Raw genomic sequence first — 20,021 nt, 5'->3', positions numbered from 1 at the left:
CTCTTTTTTTGTATCAAAAATACCATAATGGGTAAACTATTCCTGTATTTGATGAAAGGGGAATTGAGATGTATAGGATTAAAGATTTTTTTTATAAGACAGTATATGATATAAAAGGAAAGAAATTAGGTTCTGTAAGAGATATATTTATTGATTTCTACAAGGGAAAAGTAATTGGGCTAGCAGTAGGGGGGTACTCCTTGAGATTGAAGAATAATTATACTCCAATTGATGGAATCCTAAATATAGATGATGATATATTAGTGAAGGGATGTATAAAAGGAGAAGGGCTAAAGATATCTGAGATAATAGGAATGGAAGTAATTAATAGGTATGGAACTATAAAAGGTGTTGTTGAGGATGTCTTAATAAAGGAGGATGATTATTCCATAAAAGGTATAATAGTTGGTGCAGGCATAATTGATAAATTGATATATGGACGTGAAGTTATTTTAATTAATCAGTCTATTTTGGGAGAAGACTGCATTTTATATTTAGGTGATTCTAATGTAATAGTTAAAAATATACCTCGTGAAGTGAATAATAATGAATATTATAAAAAAGCATAAAAATATAATTATAAAACTTAGTTTATGTATAGTAGTTCTAGTTTTAATAGCCATATATATATTTAATTTAAATATAAGAAAAATATTTAATTTAATACTTCTATCCTTTATTATATCTTACATATTAAAGCCTTTAAAAATATATATTGCAAAACATACTAAGATAAAAGAGAAAAAGGTAGCATTAATAATTATTTTAGGAATACTAATTATAGCTATACTTTCTATAGTTCTATTAATACCTACAATGTTTAAAGAAATGAATAATATTGGGCCAATGATAAATAAATTAACGGAGTCTATAGAAGATTTTTTTCTTACGTCTAATATAGGGAACTCTACATTTCTCAAGTTCTTGTATGAAGATGGTAAAGAAAAAATATCCTCATTTATAAATTCGTTTTCAGGAAGTATAGTGGGGTATATTATTACATTTAGTGAGAATATTATGAGCTTTGCAGTAGTGCCAGTTATTACATATTACTTTTTGGCAGATGATGAATTTATATGGAATAAATGTTCTTTACTTATACCAATTAAAAAAAGGGAATTGGTTAAAAAGATTATTAAGGATATAAATAAGCTATTAGAAAGTTATATTGTAGGGCAGCTATTATTATCCTTAATTGTTGGTGTAATAACATTTATAGCTTTGATTTTGATAAGAGTAAAATTTCCTTTATGGCTATCTATATTAAATGGTATTTTTAATATAATACCTTACTTTGGTCCTATTTTTGGGGCAGTGCCAGTAGTTTTTATAGCTTTCTTAGAATCTCCAACTAAAGCGTTATGGGCGGCATTGGCTATTTTAATAATACAACAGGTGGAAGGTAATATTCTTTCGCCAAAGATTACAGGAAATAGCACCAACATGCATCCTTTAGTAATTATAATACTACTGCTTATAGGAGAAAGTTTTTGTGGATTTGTGGGGATGATATTAGCTGTTCCAATAGGGGTTATAATTAAGGTTATATATGAAGATATCAATTACTATATATTTTAGATGTAATCCATAAAGAATACAAAAATATTGACATAATTCTCTATATAAAATATAATTTGAGATGAAAAATTAATATTAAGCTGTGAAGAGGATTAGTAGATTTTGTTTTTCTATTTAGAGAGAAAGTGGTTGGTGAAAACTTTCTAGAAAAAGTTTCGAAGCTGCCTTGGAGCTATAAGTATACTAAGTGATGCATTTTATTTTGTGCGTAATTAGGGTGGTACCGCGGAAGTTTAGCCTTTCGTCCCTTATTTTTAGGGATGAAAGGCTTTTTTATATTTAAATTTAGATGGAGGTAATTAATATGAAAAATATTGGAACAAACGATCTAAGAGAAGAGTTTTTAAAGTTTTTTGAAAGTAAAGATCACTTAAGAATGAAGAGTTTTTCTTTAGTTCCTAAGAATGATAAAAGCTTATTATTAATAAATGCTGGAATGGCTCCTCTTAAGCCGTATTTTACAGGTCTTCAAGAACCACCAAGAAGAAGAGTAACAACTTGTCAAAAATGTATTAGAACAGGTGATATTGAAAACGTAGGTAAGACTTCGAGACATGGTACTTTCTTTGAGATGCTTGGAAATTTCTCTTTTGGGGATTATTTTAAGGAAGAAATAATTCCATGGGCTTGGGAGTTTATTACAGAGGTTCTTCAAATTCCAAAGGATAAGCTTTATGTAACTATCTACTTAGAAGATGATGAAGCTTTTGAAATTTGGAAGAGCAAAACTGATGTGGATCCAAACAGAATTTTCAGATTAGGTAAGGATGATAACTTCTGGGAAATTGGAGTTGGACCATGCGGACCTTGTACAGAAATTCACTTTGATAGAGGTGAAGGTGTAATAACTAATGTGGAAGATTTCTTAAAGGCTGCAGATGAAGACAGAGTAGTTGAGTTCTGGAACTTAGTATTTACACAATTTGATAAGGACGAAGAAGGAAATTACAACAGATTAGAGCATCCTAACATAGATACTGGAATGGGATTAGAAAGAATTGCAACTATAATGCAAGGCGTAGATAATATATTTGAAATAGATACAGTTAAAAATATTTTAGCTAAAGTAAGTGAATTATCAGGAGTTAAGTATGGAGAAAATTCTAATAAAGATGTATCTTTAAGAATAATTACTGATCATGTAAAAGCTGTAACTATGTTAATATCTGATGGTGTATCACCAAGTAATGAAGGAAGAGGTTATGTGCTTAGAAGGCTTCTTAGAAGAGCTGCAAGACATGGAAGATTACTTGGAATTAAGGGGATATTCTTAAAGGATGTAGTTGATTCAGTTGTAGAAAACTATGCACCAGCTTATCCAGAATTAAAAGAAAACCAAGATTATATTAAAAAGATGGTTACATTAGAAGAGGAAAGATTCAATGAAACTATTGATTCGGGAATGAATATTTTACTTGGATATATTGATGAATTAATCAAAGAAGGAAAAGATACTCTTGATGGAGAAAAGGCATTTAAGCTTTATGATACATTTGGATTCCCATATGAACTTACAGAGGAAATATGTGAAGAAAAGTCATTAAAAGTTGATAGAGAAGCTTTTGATAAAGAAATGGAAGACCAAAGAACAAGAGCTAGAAATGCAAGAGGGGAATCTTCTTACATGGGTAGTGATGAACTTCCAATAAATAAGATTGATGCTGCAGTAGAAAGTGAATTCTTAGGATATGAAACTCTTACTTGTGAAGGTGAAGTATTAGTTTTAGCTGATGATAATGATTTTAGAGAAGAATTATCAGAAGGAGAAAAAGGATACTTAGTTTCAGATAAGACACCATTTTATGCTGAAATGGGTGGTCAAGTTGGAGATAAGGGTATAATCCATGGTGAAGGATTTAAGATAGTTGTATTTGATACAAAGAAAAATGTTGGTGGTAAGACTGTTCAATATATTAAAGTTGAAGAAGGAACTGTTAAAGTAGGTTCAAAGGTTACTTTAGAAGTAAATAGAATTAGAAGAAGTAACATTTGTAAGAACCATACAGCAACTCATATGCTACACAGTGCATTAAAGAAGGTTGTTGGAGATCATATTAATCAAGCTGGTTCATATGTAGATGATGAAAGATTAAGATTTGACTTTACTCACTTCCAAGGATTAAGTAAGGAAGAGTTAGAAAAGGTAGAAACATTAGTAAATGAAAAGATTATGGAAGTTTATAATGTTGGAACTAATTTAATGACACTAGATGAAGCAAGGGGATCAGGAGCAATGGCTTTATTCGACGATAAATACGGGGATAAGGTAAGAGTAGTAGGTGTTGGAGAATTCTCTAAAGAACTTTGTGGTGGAACTCATGTGCATAATTCTGGTGAAATAGGACTATTTAAGATAGTTAGTGAAGCTGGTGTTGCAGCTGGAATTAGAAGAATTGAAGCTTTAACAGGATTTAATGCAATTAAATATGTTGAAGATAAACAAAAGCTTCTTATAGATGCTTGTCATGCTTTAAAATGTAGTGAAAAGGAAATACTAAATAGAATTTCTAATAGTAATGCTGAACTTAAGGAAAAAGAGAAAGAAATTTCTGAACTTAAGAGTAAGTTAACTATGGGAGCTGAAGATGATATTTTAAATTCTGTTAAAGAAATAAATGGAGTTAAGGTTGTTTCATATGCATTAGAGGATGTTGATGGAAATGCTTTAAGAGATTTAGCAGATAAAATAAGAGACAAAGTTCAGTCAGGCATAGTGGTACTTATTAGTAATGTAGGTGGAAAAGTTAATTTAGTTGCAATGGCTACTAAGGATAGCGTTCAATTAGGTGTACATTGTGGAAAGGTAATAAAAGAAGTTGCTTCAATAGTTGGAGGAGGGGGAGGCGGTAGACCAGATATGGCTCAAGCCGGCGGTAAGAACCCTGAAAAGATAAATGAAGCAGTGAATAAGGTTTATGAAATAGTAGAATCTTTAGTAAAGTAGTATACATTTCCAATTAAATAATGTATAATTATATATGAATAGAAACATAAAAAGTGGTTATATTATTAATGATGAAATATAATTTCCTTAACAATATGTAAGGGGGTGGAGTTGCACTTTAGGCAACGACGAATATGAGTAAAAATATAGAACATACAATGCAATTTGATGTACAAAAAAATAAGGAAGCATTAACAAAAGCTATATTAACAGAGGTTTATGATTCTTTACAGAAGAAAGGTTATAATCCTATAAATCAACTTGTTGGTTATCTAATATCAGGAGACCCTACTTACATTACAAATTATAACGGAGCTAGAGCTTTGGTAAGAAAACTTGAAAGAGACGAAATTCTTGAAGAAGTAATGAAATCTTATTTAGAAATTAAGTAGAAGGTGCCCGTTTATACGGGCACCTTTAATATATTTAGAATAGGAGCACAAAATGAGAATACTTGGCTTAGATATAGGGCAAAAAACTATTGGGGTAGCAATATCAGATCCCTTAGGATTTACTGCTCAAGGTATTACAACAATAAGAAGAAAGAAAAAAGAAGAAGACATAAATGAAATTATAAATTTATGTAAAGAATATGCTGTAGAGACTATAGTAGTTGGATTACCTAAAAACATGAATGGTTCAATTGGTTTTGCAGGAGAGAAAATAATGGAGTTTACAGAACTATTAAAGGATTCTGTAGAATGTAAAATTGAACTTTGGGATGAGAGGCTTACAACAGTTGCTGCACATAGAGCAATGTTAGAAGCTGATCTTTCAAGAGGCAAGAGAAAAAAGATAGTAGATAAAATTGCAGCTACATATATTTTACAAGGTTATCTAGATAGGTTATCAAATATGAAATAAAATTCCCAATTGAAAATTATTATTGACAATATCCATAAAGAAATTTTAAAATAAACAAAAAGGAGAGATATAAAAATGGTAAAAGAACTTGAATTTATATATTTATTAAACGAAGAAGGTAAGGAAGAAAAAATGAGAGTAATTACTTTCTTTAAAATAGAGGATACTAACCAAGAGTATGTTGTTGTTACTCCAGCAGATTTAGATGTAGAGGAAGCTTATGTACTTAAGTTTGTAAAGGACGAAGAAGGTAACGAAAGTTATATGACTATAGATAATGATGAGGAATTTAATCTAGTTGCAGAGACATATGAACTTTTAATGCAAGAGGATTTAGACGAATAAATTAGAAAAGGAAGAGGGTGTTGTTAATGGGGAAAAATATAGAAATTGATTATGTAGCACTAAAAGAGGATTTAAAAAATAAGGGATATAAACTTACTCCTCAAAGAAGAGCTATAGTAGATACTATTGTAGAAAGTGAAGGTAAGCACTTAACAGCTGAAGAGATTTATGATGAGGTTAAAAAAAGTTGCCCTGAAATAGGACTTGCAACTGTATATAGAACAATTTTATTACTTGAAGATATAGGTATTCTAAGTAGACTTCATTTAAATGATGGATGCAGTAGATATGAATTAGTTCATAGTGACGAAACACATAGACATCATCATTTAGTGTGTAATGAATGTAATGGGGTTATAGAAGTAGAAGATGACTTATTAGAAGAACTAGAAGAAGAAATTGAAAAAGAATACGGGTTTAAGATAGTAGATCATGCTCTAAAGTTCTATGGTGTTTGTAAAGAATGTCAGAAGAAAAATGGGAAGTAATATAACAAAAGTTTTTACGTAGAGTAAAAGGAGGGGAAATATGAGAACAGAGAGAGCAAAGGTCAAAATAATACCTCTCGGTGGTTTAAACGAAATTGGGAAAAACATTACAGCAATTGAGTTTAAAGATGATATTGTTATCATAGATTGTGGCCTTAGATTCCCTGATGAAGATATGTTTGGTATAGATGTTGTTATACCAGATATATCATATTTATTAAAGAATCAGGAGAAAATAAGAGGTATTTTCTTGACACATGGACATGAGGATCATATCGGAGCGTTACCTTATGTCTTAAGACAATTAAATGTTCCAGTTTACGGAACAAAATTAACTCTTGGTATAGTTGAAACTAAACTAAAAGAGCACGGATTATTAGGTTCAACAACTTTAATAACTGTAAAACCAAGAGATACAATAAAGTTGAATTCTGTTTCTGTTGAATTCATAAAAACAAATCATTCTATTGCTGATTCAGTAGCAATAGCAATTCATACACCTTTAGGAGTAGTATTACATACTGGTGATTTTAAAATTGACTATACTCCTATAGATGGTCAGTTAACTGATTTTGCCAGATTAGCTGAACTTGGTAGAAAAGGCGTACTTGTTATGATGGCCGACTCTACTAATGTGGAAAGACCTGGATATACTATGTCTGAAAGAACTGTAGGAGAAAGCTTTATGAAGCTATTTTCCAAAGCAGAAGGGAGAATAATAGTTGCTACATTTGCATCTAATATTCATAGAATCCAACAAATTATAGATGCAGCAGAGAGTTATGGAAGAAAAGTTGCTGTATCTGGAAGAAGTATGGAGAATATAGTTCAGGTTGCTAAAGAACTAGGGTATTTAGAATCAAAGGAAGATACATTAATTTCTTTGGATCAGATTTTAAAATATCCTAATAACAAGGCGGTAATTATTACTACAGGAAGTCAAGGAGAGCCAATGTCAGCTTTAGCAAGAATGGCATCTTCCGAACATAGAAAGATTAGTATAGTTGAGGGAGATACTGTTATTATTTCTGCTAATCCAATACCAGGAAATGAAAAGACTGTATCTAGAGTGGTTAATCAGTTATTTAAACAAGGTGCTGAAGTTATATATGAATCATTAGCTGAAGTTCATGTGTCAGGTCATGCCTGTCAAGAAGAATTAAAGTTGATGCAAACATTAGTAAAGCCAAGATTTTTTATTCCTGTGCATGGAGAGTACAGGCATCTAAAACAACACGCAGAATTAGCTTGTAAATTAGGTCTTCCAGAAAGAAACTTTGTTATAGCAGAAAATGGAGATGTAGTTGAAGTTGCAAGAAATTATATTAAAAAGAATGGAACTGTAACTTCGGGTCAAGTATTTGTAGATGGTTTAGGTGTAGGTGATGTAGGTCATATTGTATTAAGAGATAGAAAGCATTTATCTCAAGATGGAATATTAACAGTAGTTGTTACAATAGAAAAAGAAACAAGTACAGTTATAGCTGGACCAGATATTATTTCAAGAGGTTTTGTCTATGTTAGAGAATCTGAAGGACTAATGGATGAGGCTAGAGAAATTGTAAAAAATGTATTGGAAGATTGTGAAGAAAAGAAAATTAGCGACTGGGCTACACTGAAATCTAATATAAGAGAAGAGTTAAGAGAATTCTTATATGAAAAAACTAAGAGAAAACCAATGATTTTACCTATTATAATGGAGATATAATTAGGTTGACTTTTAAAGCTTAAAAGATTAAAATAAAAAAGGTTTAAAAAATTGGGTACTTGTGTATCCAATTTTCTTTTTGAAAAAAATATTTATAGGTTTACATATTTGAAAACCAAGAATTTGGAGGCAAAGCATGGAATTAAATAAAAGAGAAGATATAAGGAACATAGCTATTATAGCGCACGTTGACCATGGTAAAACTACTCTAGTAGATGCTCTTTTAAGACAAAGTAACGTTTTTAGAACAAACGAAAAGGTAGAAGAAAGAGTAATGGACTCTAACGATTTAGAAAAAGAGAGAGGAATTACAATACTTTCTAAGAATACTGCAGTTATGCATGAAGGAGTAAAAATAAACATAGTAGATACTCCAGGACACGCTGACTTTGGTGGAGAAGTTGAACGTGTACTTAAGATGGTTGACTCAGTATTGCTAGTAGTTGACTCTTATGAAGGACCAATGCCACAAACAAAGTTCGTATTAAAGAAAGCATTAGAATTAGAATTAAAGCCAATCGTTGTTATAAACAAAATAGATAAGCCAGATGCTAGACCAGAAGAAGTAATTGATGAAGTGTTTGATTTATTTGTTGAACTTGGAGCAAATGATGAACAATTAGATTTCCCAATTATCTACGCTTCTGCTAGAAATGGATTTGCTAGATATAACGTTGAAGATACAAATGAAGACATGCAACCATTATTTGAAACAATAATAAAGCATGTTGCTCCACCAGAAGGATACCTAGATGCTCCATTCCAAATGCTGGTTACAACATTAGATTCTAACGTATTTGTAGGAAAAATTGCTTTAGGAAAGATTCATAGAGGAAAAGTTAAAAAGAACCAAAATGTTGCTTTAGTTTCAAATGATGGAACTACAAAGAACTATAAGGTTACTAACTTATTTGTATATAATGGATTAAAAAGAGAAGAAACAGAAGAAGCTGGTTTTGGTGATATAGTTGCTATAAGTGGTGTTACCGATGCAAACATAGGTGAGACTATAGCAGATGCTGAAAATCCAGAAGCATTACCATTTGTACATATTGATGAACCAACATTAAGCATGAACTTTATGGTAAATGATTCTCCTTTTGCAGGTCAAGAAGGTGAGTTTGTTACATCAAGACACTTAAGAGATAGATTAATGAAAGAACTTGAAACAAATGTAAGTTTAAGAGTAAGAGAAATTACTCCTGATTGCTTTGAAGTTTCAGGTAGAGGAGAACTACACCTTTCTATACTTATAGAAACAATGAGAAGAGAAGGATATGAATTCCAAGTATCAAAGGCTAATGTAATTTATAAAGAAGAAAATGGTAAAAAGCTTGAACCGATGGAATATTTAACAATTGATGTTCCAGAAGAATTTATGGGACCAGTTATGGAAAAGCTTGGACCAAGAAAAGCTGAAATGGTTAATATGACATCAGCAGTAAATGGTTATTCAAGATTAGAGTTTGTAGTACCAGCTAGAGGACTTATAGGATTTAGAAATGAATTCATGACAGATACTAAGGGTAATGGTATCATGAATCATGTATTTGAAGGATATGGACCATACAAGGGAGACATTCCATCAAGAAGTAGAGGTTCAATTGTTGCATTTGAAACAGGAGATGCAATAGCTTACGGATTATTTAATGCACAAGATAAGGGACAATTATTTATAGGAGCTGGTGTACCAGTGTACCAAGGAATGGTTGTAGGTGTATGTGGAAGAGCAGAAGACCTAGATATAAATGTATGTAAAGGTAAGAAGCTTACTAACACAAGAGCATCAGGATCAGATGATGCAGTTAAATTAGTTCCACCAGTTGTTATGTCATTAGAAAATTGTCTAGAATTCATTAATAATGATGAATTAGTAGAGGTAACTCCACAAAACATAAGAATGAGAAAGACAGTATTAGACAGTGGCGAAAGAAGAAGACTGATTAGTAGAAATAAAAAGTAACTTTCTTAAATCCTAAAAAAGTATTATAATAAAGTGAATAGCCTAATAATAGGCTATTTACTTTTATATTTAGGAGGATTTTATGAAGAGTATTCATTTAAAGAAAATATTACTTGTTATTATAGGGATTTTGTTGATTTCTATAATAGGAATGTTTATTGCATATAATAATGTCGTAAAAAGGCCTTTGAAAACTGATTCTGACAAGATAACAATAGAAGTTAATGAGGGTGAAGGATTTTATAATCTATTAGATAGATTATATAGTGAGGGAGTAATAAAAAATAAAACCTTAATAAAAGTTAATTTGAAATTAACTAATCAGAATCTTAAAATTATACCTGGTAGTTATGAAGTTGAGAGTGACGTAACTTTAAAAGAGTTAATAAAAATGTTAACTACAGAAGATTTTTTGAAAAATCAAGTTAAGGTTACTATAAAAGAAGGATATACTATAGATACTATTGCTGATGTAATTGCAGAAAGTGGAATATGTACAAGAGATGAGTTTATAAATGAAATTAAAAACTATCCACTTCCTGATTATGTTAAAGTAGATTCTAATAAAAAGTATAACCTTGAAGGATATTTATTTCCTGATACATATTTTTTTGATAAAAATTTTGATGCTAAATCAGTTATAAAAGTTATGTTAGATAATTTTGATAAAAAGTTATCTAAACTGGAAAAAGAAACAGGAAAAAAAATAAATAAAGATGAAATTGAGAGCATTGTTATAAAGGCTTCATTAGTTGAAAAAGAAGCAAGACTAGATGAAGAGAGACCTATGATTGCTTCAGTAATTAATAATAGAATATCAAAAGGTATGAAATTAGAATTTTGTTCTACAGTAAATTATGTAATAGGATATGAAGGAAATGAAATTTTATCATACAATGATTTAAAAGTTGAATCTCCTTATAATACATATAAAAATGCAGGATTGCCAGTTGGAGCAGTAGGAAGTCCAGGATATAATTCAATAAAAGCTGTTTTAGAACCAGCAGATACTAATTATTTGTATTTCGTACTTTTATATGGTGAAAATGGAAAACATCATTTTTCAACTAATTATGAGGAACATGAAAGAGTTAATATAGAACAAAATAAAAAAAGAGGTAGTGCAAGCAATTAATTTGGAGGATTAGGATGAGTGGAATTACTTTTGAATATATGGAAAGCTATATTAGGGAGCTTATTTCAGATAGAGAGGGCACCTTAAAGGAGATAGAGGATTTTGCTAGAGAAAATGGAGTGCCTATAGTTCAAAAAGAAACTGCTAAGTTTTTAGAGTTTATGGTTAGTATGAAGAAGCCATTACGTATTTTAGAGTTAGGTACAGCCATAGGATTTTCTTCAATATTAATGTATGAAGCGTCAGGTACAGAACCAGAAATAGTTACTATTGAAAGAGACAGCAGAATGATAGAACTTGCTAACGTAAATCTTAAAAAATTTAATCTTGAAGATAAAATAAAGATTAAAGAAGGTGACTGTTTAGAAATACTTGAACAGCTTGAAGAACCATTTGATTTGATTTTTATGGATGCAGGAAAAGGACACTACAATCATTTCCTTCCACATTGTTTAAGATTACTTAAAGAGGATGGAATTATAATAGCTGATAATGTTCTATTTAGAGGAATGGTTGCTACAGATGAACTTGTAAAAAGAAGAAAAATAACTATAGTAAAAAGAATGAGAACATACTTAGAGATGGTATCAAAGGATGAAAGCTTAATAACGTCTGTAATACCAATGGGGGATGGAATTGCAGTGACTAAGAGGAGGTAATTAATATGATGAAACCAGAAATTTTAGCACCAGCAGGAAGTTTAGAAAAATTAAAAATAGCAATAGATTTTGGAGCAGATGCTGTATATATAGGTGGAGGTAGATTAAACCTTAGAGCATTCTCTGATAACTTTACTAATGAAGAAATAGCAGAAGGTGTGAAATATTGTCATGATAGAGGGGCAAAATTATATGTTACAATGAATGTATTCCCAAGAAATCATGATTTAACAGGTGTTGAGGAGTATATAAAGGGATTAGCAGATTTAGGTATAGATGCAATAATCGTTGCAGACCCATCTATTGTTGTTGCAGCAAAAGAAGCAGCTCCTAATTTAGAAGTGCATATAAGTACTCAAGCTAATATAACTAATTGGAAGGCAGTTAAGTTTTGGTATGAGCAAGGGTGTCAAAGGATAGTTTTGGCAAGAGAATTAACTTTTAAAGAAATAAAGACAATTAGAGAAAATATTCCAGCAGAATGTGAATTAGAGGCATTTGTCCATGGTTCAATGTGTGTTGCATATTCAGGAAGATGTTTAATTTCTAATTATATGTTAGGTAGAGATGCAAATAAGGGAATATGTTCAAATGCTTGTAGATATAAGTATTACCTAGTTGAAGAAACTAGACCAGGAGAATATTATCCAGTAATTGAAGATGATAATGGTACATACATAATGAATTCTAAGGACTTATGTATGATTAAGCACATACCTGATTTAATGAAGAGTGGTATAAATTCTTTCAAAATTGAAGGAAGAATGAAGAGTGAGTTCTATGTAGCATCAGTAGTTAAGGCTTATAGAGAAGCTATTGATAGTTACATGGCAAACCCTGAAGGATATGAATTTAAAGATGAATGGATGCATACACTTACTAGAATAAGTCATAGAAACTACCATACAGGCTTCTATTATGGAAAAATGGGTGAACAAAACTATGATGAATCATCATATATAAGAGATTACGACATTGTTGGAATTGTACAATCCTATGATGAAGAAACTAAAACTGCAACTATTTTACAAAAGAACAGAGTATTTGAAGGGGATGAAGTTGAAGTTTTAAGAGCTCATACTCCAGACTTTAATGTTAAGTTAGAAGATATGTTTGATTTAGATAAAAAAGTTAAAACAAATGTGGCGAATAGGGCTATGATGATGTTTAGAGCTAAAGTTGATACGCCTCTAAAGAAAAATGATATGCTAATAAAAGGTACAAAAGTATTAACGCTTTAATACATAATTAGGAGGAAAACTAATGAAAAAACCAATATTAATAGGAATAACTGGAGGCTCTGGATCAGGTAAGAGTACTATAGCAAAAGAATTATTTGAAACTTTTGGTGATGAACACATTGCAATGGTTCAGCAAGATGCTTATTATAAGGATCAAAGCCATCTTTCAATGGAAGAGAGAACTAAAACAAATTATGATCATCCAAATGCTTTTGATAATGCTCTTTTAGTTGAGCACTTAAAGAGTTTAATTAATGGAGAATCAATAAACAAGCCAATTTATGATTTTACAGTTCATAATAGATCAAAAGAAACTACAAAGGTTGATCCTAAAGAGATAATAATAGTTGAAGGAATATTAATATTAGAGGATGAAAGAATTAGAAATCTTCTAGATATTAAGGCTTTTGTTGATACAGATTCCGATGTTAGAATTATTAGAAGGTTATTAAGAGATATTGAAGAAAGAGGAAGAACAGTACAATCAGTTGTAGATCAATATCTATCAGTTGTAAGACCTATGCATTTTCAATTTACAGAACCATCAAAAAGATTTGCAGATATAATTATACCTGAAGGTGGTCATAATAAAGTAGCAATTGATATTTTAGTAGCTAAAATTAGAGATATACTAAAATAATATATATGAATAAAAGTACCTCTCTTTGTCTAGAATTTAGGCAGAGGGAGGTGTTTTTATTTGGTAAGAAAATTGAAAAAAAGAGAGTTAGGGGTTTTATCTCTTTTTATAACTATATTAATAATGCTATCAATTAGATTAGCAGTATTACAGCTATTTCCAAGTGAACAAGTTCTTAGTCAGTATCAAAATCATCAATCAGAATACATAAGTAATTCAAGCTATATGATACTAGATACTAATGGTAAAGATATGATGAATTATAATAAGAAATATGTAATTGTAATAGATAAAAAGCCATTTACTTTAAATAATTATGAAGAAACATTAGAAGATCTAATGGCGCTTAATTTTATAATGCAAGGTGAAGATAGCAATTTTAATTATACTGATGTTATGAAAAGTACTGGAAAGTTGTATTACACAGTTTCAGAAGAAACTTATAATAAAGTTAAAAAGTTAGATAATATTAAGGGCTTGTATTATTATTCATATGATAATGTAGATAGAAAGAAGGCGTGGAAGGTTAGTAACTTTTTATCTAATCTACCTAAAGAAGAAGATATAGTAAGTAATTCGATGCAAGAAGAAATATATAATAATATAAAAGATAATGATTTGCCTACTAAAAGATTTTATTTAGATGATAAAGCTGTTTATGGAAAAAGTGAAGTTTCTATATCTGATAATAATAGAAATTTACAATTAACTATAGACCTAGATATAGAGAATAAGGTAAGGGAGGTATTAGCTTCTGAAAAGTATAAAGCTTTCAATAATATAGGGGTAACTATAATGGAAGCTGATACGGGCAAAATAAAAGCAATGGTTCAAAAGGATGAAAGTGAACCCAACGTTAATTTAGGTATTGAAGGTAACGGTTATGAGCCAGGATCTGTTTTTAAACTTATTACTTTAGCTAGTGCTTTAGATAAAGGTTTGGTTACTATGAATGATAAGTATACCTGTACAGGAAAGATATGTGGTTTGGGAATACATGGAACTCAAACTGTTGAACAGGCTTTATTAAATTCTTGTAATGACGTATATGCTGCCATTGGAGAAAAGGTAGGTTATACTACAATGATGGATTATTGTAAAAAGTTGGGGTTATTTTCTAAAGTTCTAAATGTAACTGCACCTAGACAAAATGAAACAGAAGGTATTGCACCTGATATTGAAGATGGTATGACTAATATATCTATAGGGCAGTGTATGACTCTATCACCACTTCAGATGCTTGGAGCAACTAATGCAATAGTAAATGGAGGAGAATATGTAAAACCATATTTATTAGAAGCAATATTAGATAAGGATGATAATATTGTTAAAGAATATTCTACTAAAAAAGAAAGAATATTTAGTGGTACTACCAGTAAAATAATAATGAATGGTATGAATAAGGTAGTAGATTCTGGAACTGGAAAAATGGCAAATGTAGATGGAGTTGAAGTTGGAGGGAAAACAGGAACTGCCAATACAAGTGATGAAAATTCAGTACATTGCTGGTTTACAGGATACTATAAATATAATAATAAGTATTATACAGTTGTGGTTATAGTGCCTAATATTAAGTCTGTAAATGATAAGGGGCAAGATTTAGGTGGTAGTAATACTGCTGCTCCAATATTTTCGGATATAGTAAAAAATATAGCTAAATAAAAGGGTTTCGGGATATTTATTCCCCTCTTACTTAAGGTAAGGGAATTATAAAAAAATTATATTTTCTAATATGAAATTGTAGTAATATCTTTGTTTTATAGCTAATTATAATTTTACACTTTCCTAGACGTTAAAAAAGTATAGAGGATAAGAAAATATAAATATGTATTTTCTTATCCTTTAAAATTTATAAATTAAATATTTAAAAAATTAGGAAAGAAAATCTTTTCAAGTGAATATTATAGTAATAAGCATTACTAGGAGGAGTAAGGTGTTTATATTATCAAATTTTTTAAATCTTATAACTAACTCCCTATTCTTAACTGGGTATATTACTGGAAATAACACATTTCCTTTACCACTTGATGAAAAAGATGAGGAATTATACTTAAACAAACTAAAAGAGGGAGATAAAAAAGCAAAAAGTATCTTAATTGAAAGGAATCTCCGACTAGTTGCTCATATTGTAAAGAAGTATTCTTTTCCTAATAAAGATGTAGATGAATTAATTTCTATTGGCACAGTAGGACTTATAAAAGCGATAGATTCCTTCGATTCATCAAAAGGTACTAGACTTGCTACTTATGCTTCTAGATGTATAGAAAATGAAATACTAATGTTGTTTAGAAATAATAAGAAACAAAAGAGTGAGGTTTATTTGCAGGATCCAATAGGAGTGGACAAAGAAGGTAATGAAATTTGTCTTATTGATGTTTTAAGTAGTGAAAAAGATTCTGTAATTGAAAAGGTGGAAAGCAATCTTCAGATAAAATCTTTATACAATAAAATGTATGAAGTATTAACAAAAAGAGAATGTGATATTCTAATAATGAGGTATGGGTTAGAAGATGGAAAGTGTAAGACACAAAGAGAGATAGCGGTAAACCTTAATATTTCTAGGTCATATGTATCGCGTATTGAAAAAAAAGCTTTAAAAAAGTTGCAAAAAGCTTTATATACAAAGATATAATTACTTTAAAGCTAAATTCCTTTATTATTTAAAGGAATTTAGCTTTTTATATAGAATATTATATAATTAGTAGAAAAATTTAACTGTAAAAAGGTGGGGGTATATATATGTATATTTTGAATGATTTGCTTATTAGAACTCTTGAACTAAAGGCTTCTGACTTACATCTTACAGTTGGAATACAGCCAACAGTAAGAGTAAATGGTAAGCTTATTCCAATAGGACCTAATAAGCTTATGCCAGAAGATATAAAAGAATTTGCAAAAGAAATACTAGGGGAAAGATTTGAAAGATATAATCAAATAGGTGAAGCAGATACATCATATTCTGTACAAGGGGTAGGTAGATTCAGAGTTAATGTTTTTAAGCAAAGAAATAGTGATGCTATTGCACTTAGAGTAATTACCTTAAAGGTTCCAACTCTTGATGAGCTTAAACATCCAAGGATACTAAAAGATTTGGTTGAAAAACAAAGAGGATTAGTTCTTGTAACTGGACCAACAGGTAGTGGTAAATCTACATCACTTGCAGCTATGATTAATGAAATTAATTCTACTAGACAAGCACATATAGTTACATTAGAAGATCCTATAGAGTATCTTCATAAGCATAATAAGTGTATAATAAACCAAAGAGAGATTGGGAAAGATAGTAGAAGTTATCAAAATGCTTTAAGAGCAGTGCTTAGAGAAGACCCTGATGTTATTCTTGTAGGAGAAATGAGAGACCTTGAAACTATTTCTATTGCCATTACAGCAGCTGAAACAGGTCACTTAGTGTTTTCAACATTACATACAATTGGTGCTGCTAAAACAATAGATAGAATAATTGACGTATTTCCACCACATCAACAACAACAAATTAGAATTCAATTATCAGCTGTTTTACAAGGAATTATATCTCAACAATTAGTACCAACAGCAGATGGTTTAGGCAGAGTTGCAGCTCTTGAAATTATGACAATAACTCCTGGAATACAAAACTTAATTAGAGAAGGAAAAACACATCAAATTGAATCATCTATACAAACAGGAACTAAGTATGGAATGAAGACAATGGATATGGCCTTAGCTGATTTGTATAAGAAGGGAATAATATCAAAAGAAACTGCTTTAACATATTCAGTTGATAGAGAAACTATAAAAAGAATAATGATGTTATAAACAAAAATATAGTGATATCATAGAACAACAAAATGTGATATGGTTAAAAAAGTGACTTCTTCGCTAAAGCGTAGAGAGTCACTTTTTTATTTGTATAAAACTATATTTGCTGTGTAAATGAGGGTAAATAAAAGCATAAAAAAATACTTCCCATATATTCCTTTTGTACCAAATTAAAACGCATTCATTTTTTTCAAATAAAATTTTATAATTAAATTAAAATAGAAAGGAAATAAAGATCTTTTGTTGAATAAGAATAATATAAGTTGCTACAAGGGAGGGACAAGAAAGAGATGAATGAATTAACATTGACAGCAATAGACTTTGGAAGTAAGAAAATTTCTATTTCTTTAGGAAGAGAAAATAATGATGATATAGAAATTCTTGGATCATACTTTAAAAGTTCAGATGGAATAAATAAAGGAATTATCATAGATGAAGAAAAGTGCTGTCAAAGTTTAATGAGATTAGTTGAAGAAGTAGAACACAAGACATTAAAAAAGTTACGTAATGTTTATGTTGGTATTTCATCAAGAAATATTCGATTATCAGAAGTAACTAGCAGTGTAAATTTGCGTGAGGGTAAAGTTAGAGGGGTTGACGTAAAAAGAGCTATAGAAAAAGGGAAGAGAAATGTTATTTTAGGTGATGGAGAAGAAATAGTAGATACAATAGTAAATTTTTTTAATATAGATGGCAATATATTTAATGAAAACATTATAGGATGGAGAGCTAATATATTAAGTGTTAATTTTTCTATACTAATTGGTAGTACTGAAGAACTTGAAAAATACAAAAGGGTTATAAATAATTGTGGATTAGTGTTAGAAGGCTTTGTACCCAATATATTAAGTGGCAGAAAGGTGTTTCTAAATGAGAAAAACTCTCTAGGAATGAAAGCACTTATAGATATAGGAGCAGGAACATCTGATATTGCAATATTTAATAATGGCGTTCTAAAATATATATCATCTGTGCCGTTAGGTGGAGAAAATATTACTAAGGATTTATCTATTTGTGGAAACTTTACATTATCGGAAGCAGAAAATATAAAGAAAATATATAGTTCTACATATGAAAGTCTTCTTCAAGAAGAAGAAGTTAATGTTGGTTCAGCTGTAGTTCCTACTAAATTATTTTATGAAGTCACTAAAGCAAGAATAGAAGAAATAGTGGAATATATTAACTTAGAGTTAAAAAAGACTTCCTTTTTTGAGGGAATTTGTAGTATAATCATCTATGGAGATGGTATATCCTGTTACGAAAATGTATTTACTGTAATTAAAGAGCAGATGGATAAAAAAATTAAAGTTATTAATAGTCGCTGCTTAGGTATGGAGGATTTCTCGAATATATCATCTTTATCTATAATTAAAGAAGTATATGATAGATTAAAGTTACTTTATGATTGTCCTATAAAGGAAGAAATTGAAGAAGATGAATTTAATGTTGACAAAAACAATCTAGGAATAATGGGGAAGTTTAGAAGCTTCCTAGATGAAATTTTCTAAAGGAGGTATTATTTTGTTAGATTTTGAAGTAGATATGCAAGAATTAACTAATATAAAGGTAATAGGTTGTGGTGGCGGAGGAAGTAACGCCGTTAATAGAATGATAGTTGAAGGTTTAAAAAACGTAGAGTTTATTGCGATAAATACAGATAAGCAAGCATTAATGTTATCTCACGCAAATCAAAAGATTCAAGTAGGAGAAAAGTTAACTAAAGGTCTAGGAGCTGGAGCAAATCCAGAAATTGGACAAAAGGCGGCTGAAGAAAGTAGAGAAGAAATAACAGCTGCAATTAAAGGCGCTAACATGGTATTTATAACTGCTGGTATGGGCGGTGGTACTGGAACAGGTGCAGCACCAGTAGTAGCAGAAATCGCTAAATCAATGGATATTTTAACAGTTGGTGTTGTTACTAAGCCTTTCCCTTTTGAAGGAAAAAGAAGAATGATGCATGCCGAAATGGGTATTGCAAAGCTAAAAGAAAAGGTTGATACATTAGTAATTATACCGAATGAAAGACTATTAAGAATGGCTGATAAGAAGACTACACTTCTTGACTCTTTCAAGTTAGCTGATGATGTATTAAGACAAGGTGTACAAGCTATATCTGACTTAATTACTATACCAGGTGTAGTAAATGCTGACTTTGCAGATATAAAAGCTGTAATGCTTAATAAAGGCTTAGCACATATGGGAGTTGGTTATGGGAAAGGTGATAATAGAGCATCTGATGCTGTAAAACAAGCTATTGCATCCCCATTATTAGAAACATCTATAGATGGAGCTACTGGAGTTATTTTAAACTTTACAGGTGGTGCTGATTTAGGTGCTTTAGAAGTTTATGAAGCTGCTGATGTTGTTAGAGAATCTGCAGATATTGATGCTAATATTATATTTGGTGCTGTTATTGATGAAACTTTAAATGATGAAATAAGAATTACTGTAATAGCTACTGGATTTGAAGCAGAAGGAATAAGTACAGTTCAACCAGTTAAGGAAGTTAAGAAGCAAGAAGCTGCTAGAGAAGAAGTAGCAGCTACAGAAGAAGAAAAGAAAACAGAAACTCAATCAACTAGAGAATATGAAGGTGATGATTTAGACATTCCAGTTTTCTTAAGAAGAGCTAGAAAAAGTTAATATATTATTTTTATG

General features: G+C 30.4%; 18 protein-coding genes and 1 other annotated feature. All 18 genes read left to right on the top strand.

The window, feature by feature from the left end; all coding sequences use genetic code 11:
• The first annotated feature begins 68 nt into the window (after positions 1–68).
• The 18 genes from DR024_RS13995 to ftsZ all read left to right on the top strand — a co-directional run bounded on the left by DR024_RS13995 (position 69) and on the right by ftsZ (position 20,006).
• Positions 69–569 carry a PRC-barrel domain-containing protein gene (locus DR024_RS13995; RefSeq protein WP_027097440.1) on the top strand — a complete coding sequence of 167 codons (501 nt, stop codon included), beginning with the start codon at positions 69–71 and terminating at the stop codon, positions 567–569.
• Positions 547–1,578, top strand: coding sequence for an AI-2E family transporter (locus DR024_RS13990; protein WP_055184517.1), 1,032 nt, complete (start codon positions 547–549; stop codon positions 1,576–1,578). The genes DR024_RS13995 and DR024_RS13990 overlap by 23 nt, the downstream gene beginning before the upstream one ends.
• A gap of 73 nt (positions 1,579–1,651) precedes the next feature.
• Positions 1,652–1,830 (top strand) — a binding site (T-box leader).
• Between the two features lie 52 nt (positions 1,831–1,882).
• Positions 1,883–4,522 carry an alanine--tRNA ligase gene (alaS, locus tag DR024_RS13985; protein ID WP_027097442.1) on the top strand — a complete coding sequence of 880 codons (2,640 nt, stop codon included), beginning with the start codon at positions 1,883–1,885 and terminating at the stop codon, positions 4,520–4,522.
• 134 nt (positions 4,523–4,656) lie between these two features.
• Positions 4,657–4,914 carry an IreB family regulatory phosphoprotein gene (locus DR024_RS13980; RefSeq protein WP_027097443.1) on the top strand — a complete coding sequence of 86 codons (258 nt, stop codon included), beginning with the start codon at positions 4,657–4,659 and terminating at the stop codon, positions 4,912–4,914.
• A 52-nt stretch (positions 4,915–4,966) separates the two neighbouring features.
• A complete protein-coding gene (gene ruvX / locus DR024_RS13975) occupies positions 4,967–5,386 on the top strand; it encodes a Holliday junction resolvase RuvX (protein ID WP_027097444.1) in 420 nt (139 codons plus the stop codon).
• A 75-nt stretch (positions 5,387–5,461) separates the two neighbouring features.
• Entirely contained in the window at positions 5,462–5,731 is a 270-nt protein-coding gene (locus DR024_RS13970) for a DUF1292 domain-containing protein (protein WP_027097445.1), read from the top strand.
• Positions 5,732–5,757: 26 nt separating this feature from the next.
• A complete protein-coding gene (locus DR024_RS13965) occupies positions 5,758–6,219 on the top strand; it encodes a Fur family transcriptional regulator (RefSeq protein WP_027097446.1) in 462 nt (153 codons plus the stop codon).
• A 40-nt stretch (positions 6,220–6,259) separates the two neighbouring features.
• Entirely contained in the window at positions 6,260–7,927 is a 1,668-nt protein-coding gene (locus DR024_RS13960) for a ribonuclease J (RefSeq protein WP_027097447.1), read from the top strand.
• 136 nt (positions 7,928–8,063) lie between these two features.
• The gene (gene typA / locus DR024_RS13955; protein WP_027097448.1) at positions 8,064–9,890 is read left to right on the top strand and encodes a translational GTPase TypA; all 1,827 of its coding nucleotides are present in this window, start codon (positions 8,064–8,066) and stop codon (positions 9,888–9,890) included.
• An 82-nt stretch (positions 9,891–9,972) separates the two neighbouring features.
• The gene (gene mltG / locus DR024_RS13950) at positions 9,973–11,025 is read left to right on the top strand and encodes an endolytic transglycosylase MltG (protein ID WP_027097449.1); all 1,053 of its coding nucleotides are present in this window, start codon (positions 9,973–9,975) and stop codon (positions 11,023–11,025) included.
• Positions 11,026–11,039: 14 nt separating this feature from the next.
• Positions 11,040–11,684 carry an O-methyltransferase gene (locus tag DR024_RS13945; RefSeq protein WP_055184515.1) on the top strand — a complete coding sequence of 215 codons (645 nt, stop codon included), beginning with the start codon at positions 11,040–11,042 and terminating at the stop codon, positions 11,682–11,684.
• A gap of 5 nt (positions 11,685–11,689) precedes the next feature.
• Positions 11,690–12,925: a peptidase U32 family protein gene (locus DR024_RS13940; protein ID WP_027097451.1), complete on the top strand. Its 1,236-nt coding sequence runs from the start codon at positions 11,690–11,692 to the stop codon at positions 12,923–12,925.
• Between the two features lie 22 nt (positions 12,926–12,947).
• Positions 12,948–13,565: a uridine kinase gene (gene udk / locus DR024_RS13935; RefSeq protein ID WP_027097452.1), complete on the top strand. Its 618-nt coding sequence runs from the start codon at positions 12,948–12,950 to the stop codon at positions 13,563–13,565.
• A 123-nt stretch (positions 13,566–13,688) separates the two neighbouring features.
• On the top strand, positions 13,689–15,227 hold the full coding sequence (locus DR024_RS13930; RefSeq protein WP_081663562.1) for a penicillin-binding transpeptidase domain-containing protein: 1,539 nt from the start codon (positions 13,689–13,691) through the stop codon (positions 15,225–15,227).
• A gap of 271 nt (positions 15,228–15,498) precedes the next feature.
• Entirely contained in the window at positions 15,499–16,197 is a 699-nt protein-coding gene (gene sigK / locus DR024_RS13925) for an RNA polymerase sporulation sigma factor SigK (RefSeq protein ID WP_027097454.1), read from the top strand.
• A 107-nt stretch (positions 16,198–16,304) separates the two neighbouring features.
• Complete coding sequence (locus tag DR024_RS13920; RefSeq protein ID WP_027097455.1) at positions 16,305–17,360, top strand: type IV pilus twitching motility protein PilT; 1,056 nt, start codon at positions 16,305–16,307, stop codon at positions 17,358–17,360.
• A gap of 293 nt (positions 17,361–17,653) precedes the next feature.
• On the top strand, positions 17,654–18,871 hold the full coding sequence (locus tag DR024_RS13915; RefSeq protein ID WP_027097456.1) for a cell division FtsA domain-containing protein: 1,218 nt from the start codon (positions 17,654–17,656) through the stop codon (positions 18,869–18,871).
• 13 nt (positions 18,872–18,884) lie between these two features.
• Entirely contained in the window at positions 18,885–20,006 is a 1,122-nt protein-coding gene (gene ftsZ / locus DR024_RS13910) for a cell division protein FtsZ (RefSeq protein ID WP_027097457.1), read from the top strand.
• The last annotated feature ends 15 nt before the right edge of the window (positions 20,007–20,021 follow it).

It is taken from the genome of Clostridium paraputrificum (genome assembly GCF_900447045.1).
Lineage (GTDB): Bacteria > Bacillota > Clostridia > Clostridiales > Clostridiaceae > Clostridium > Clostridium paraputrificum.
This window is presented reverse-complemented; position numbering and strand designations above follow the sequence as displayed.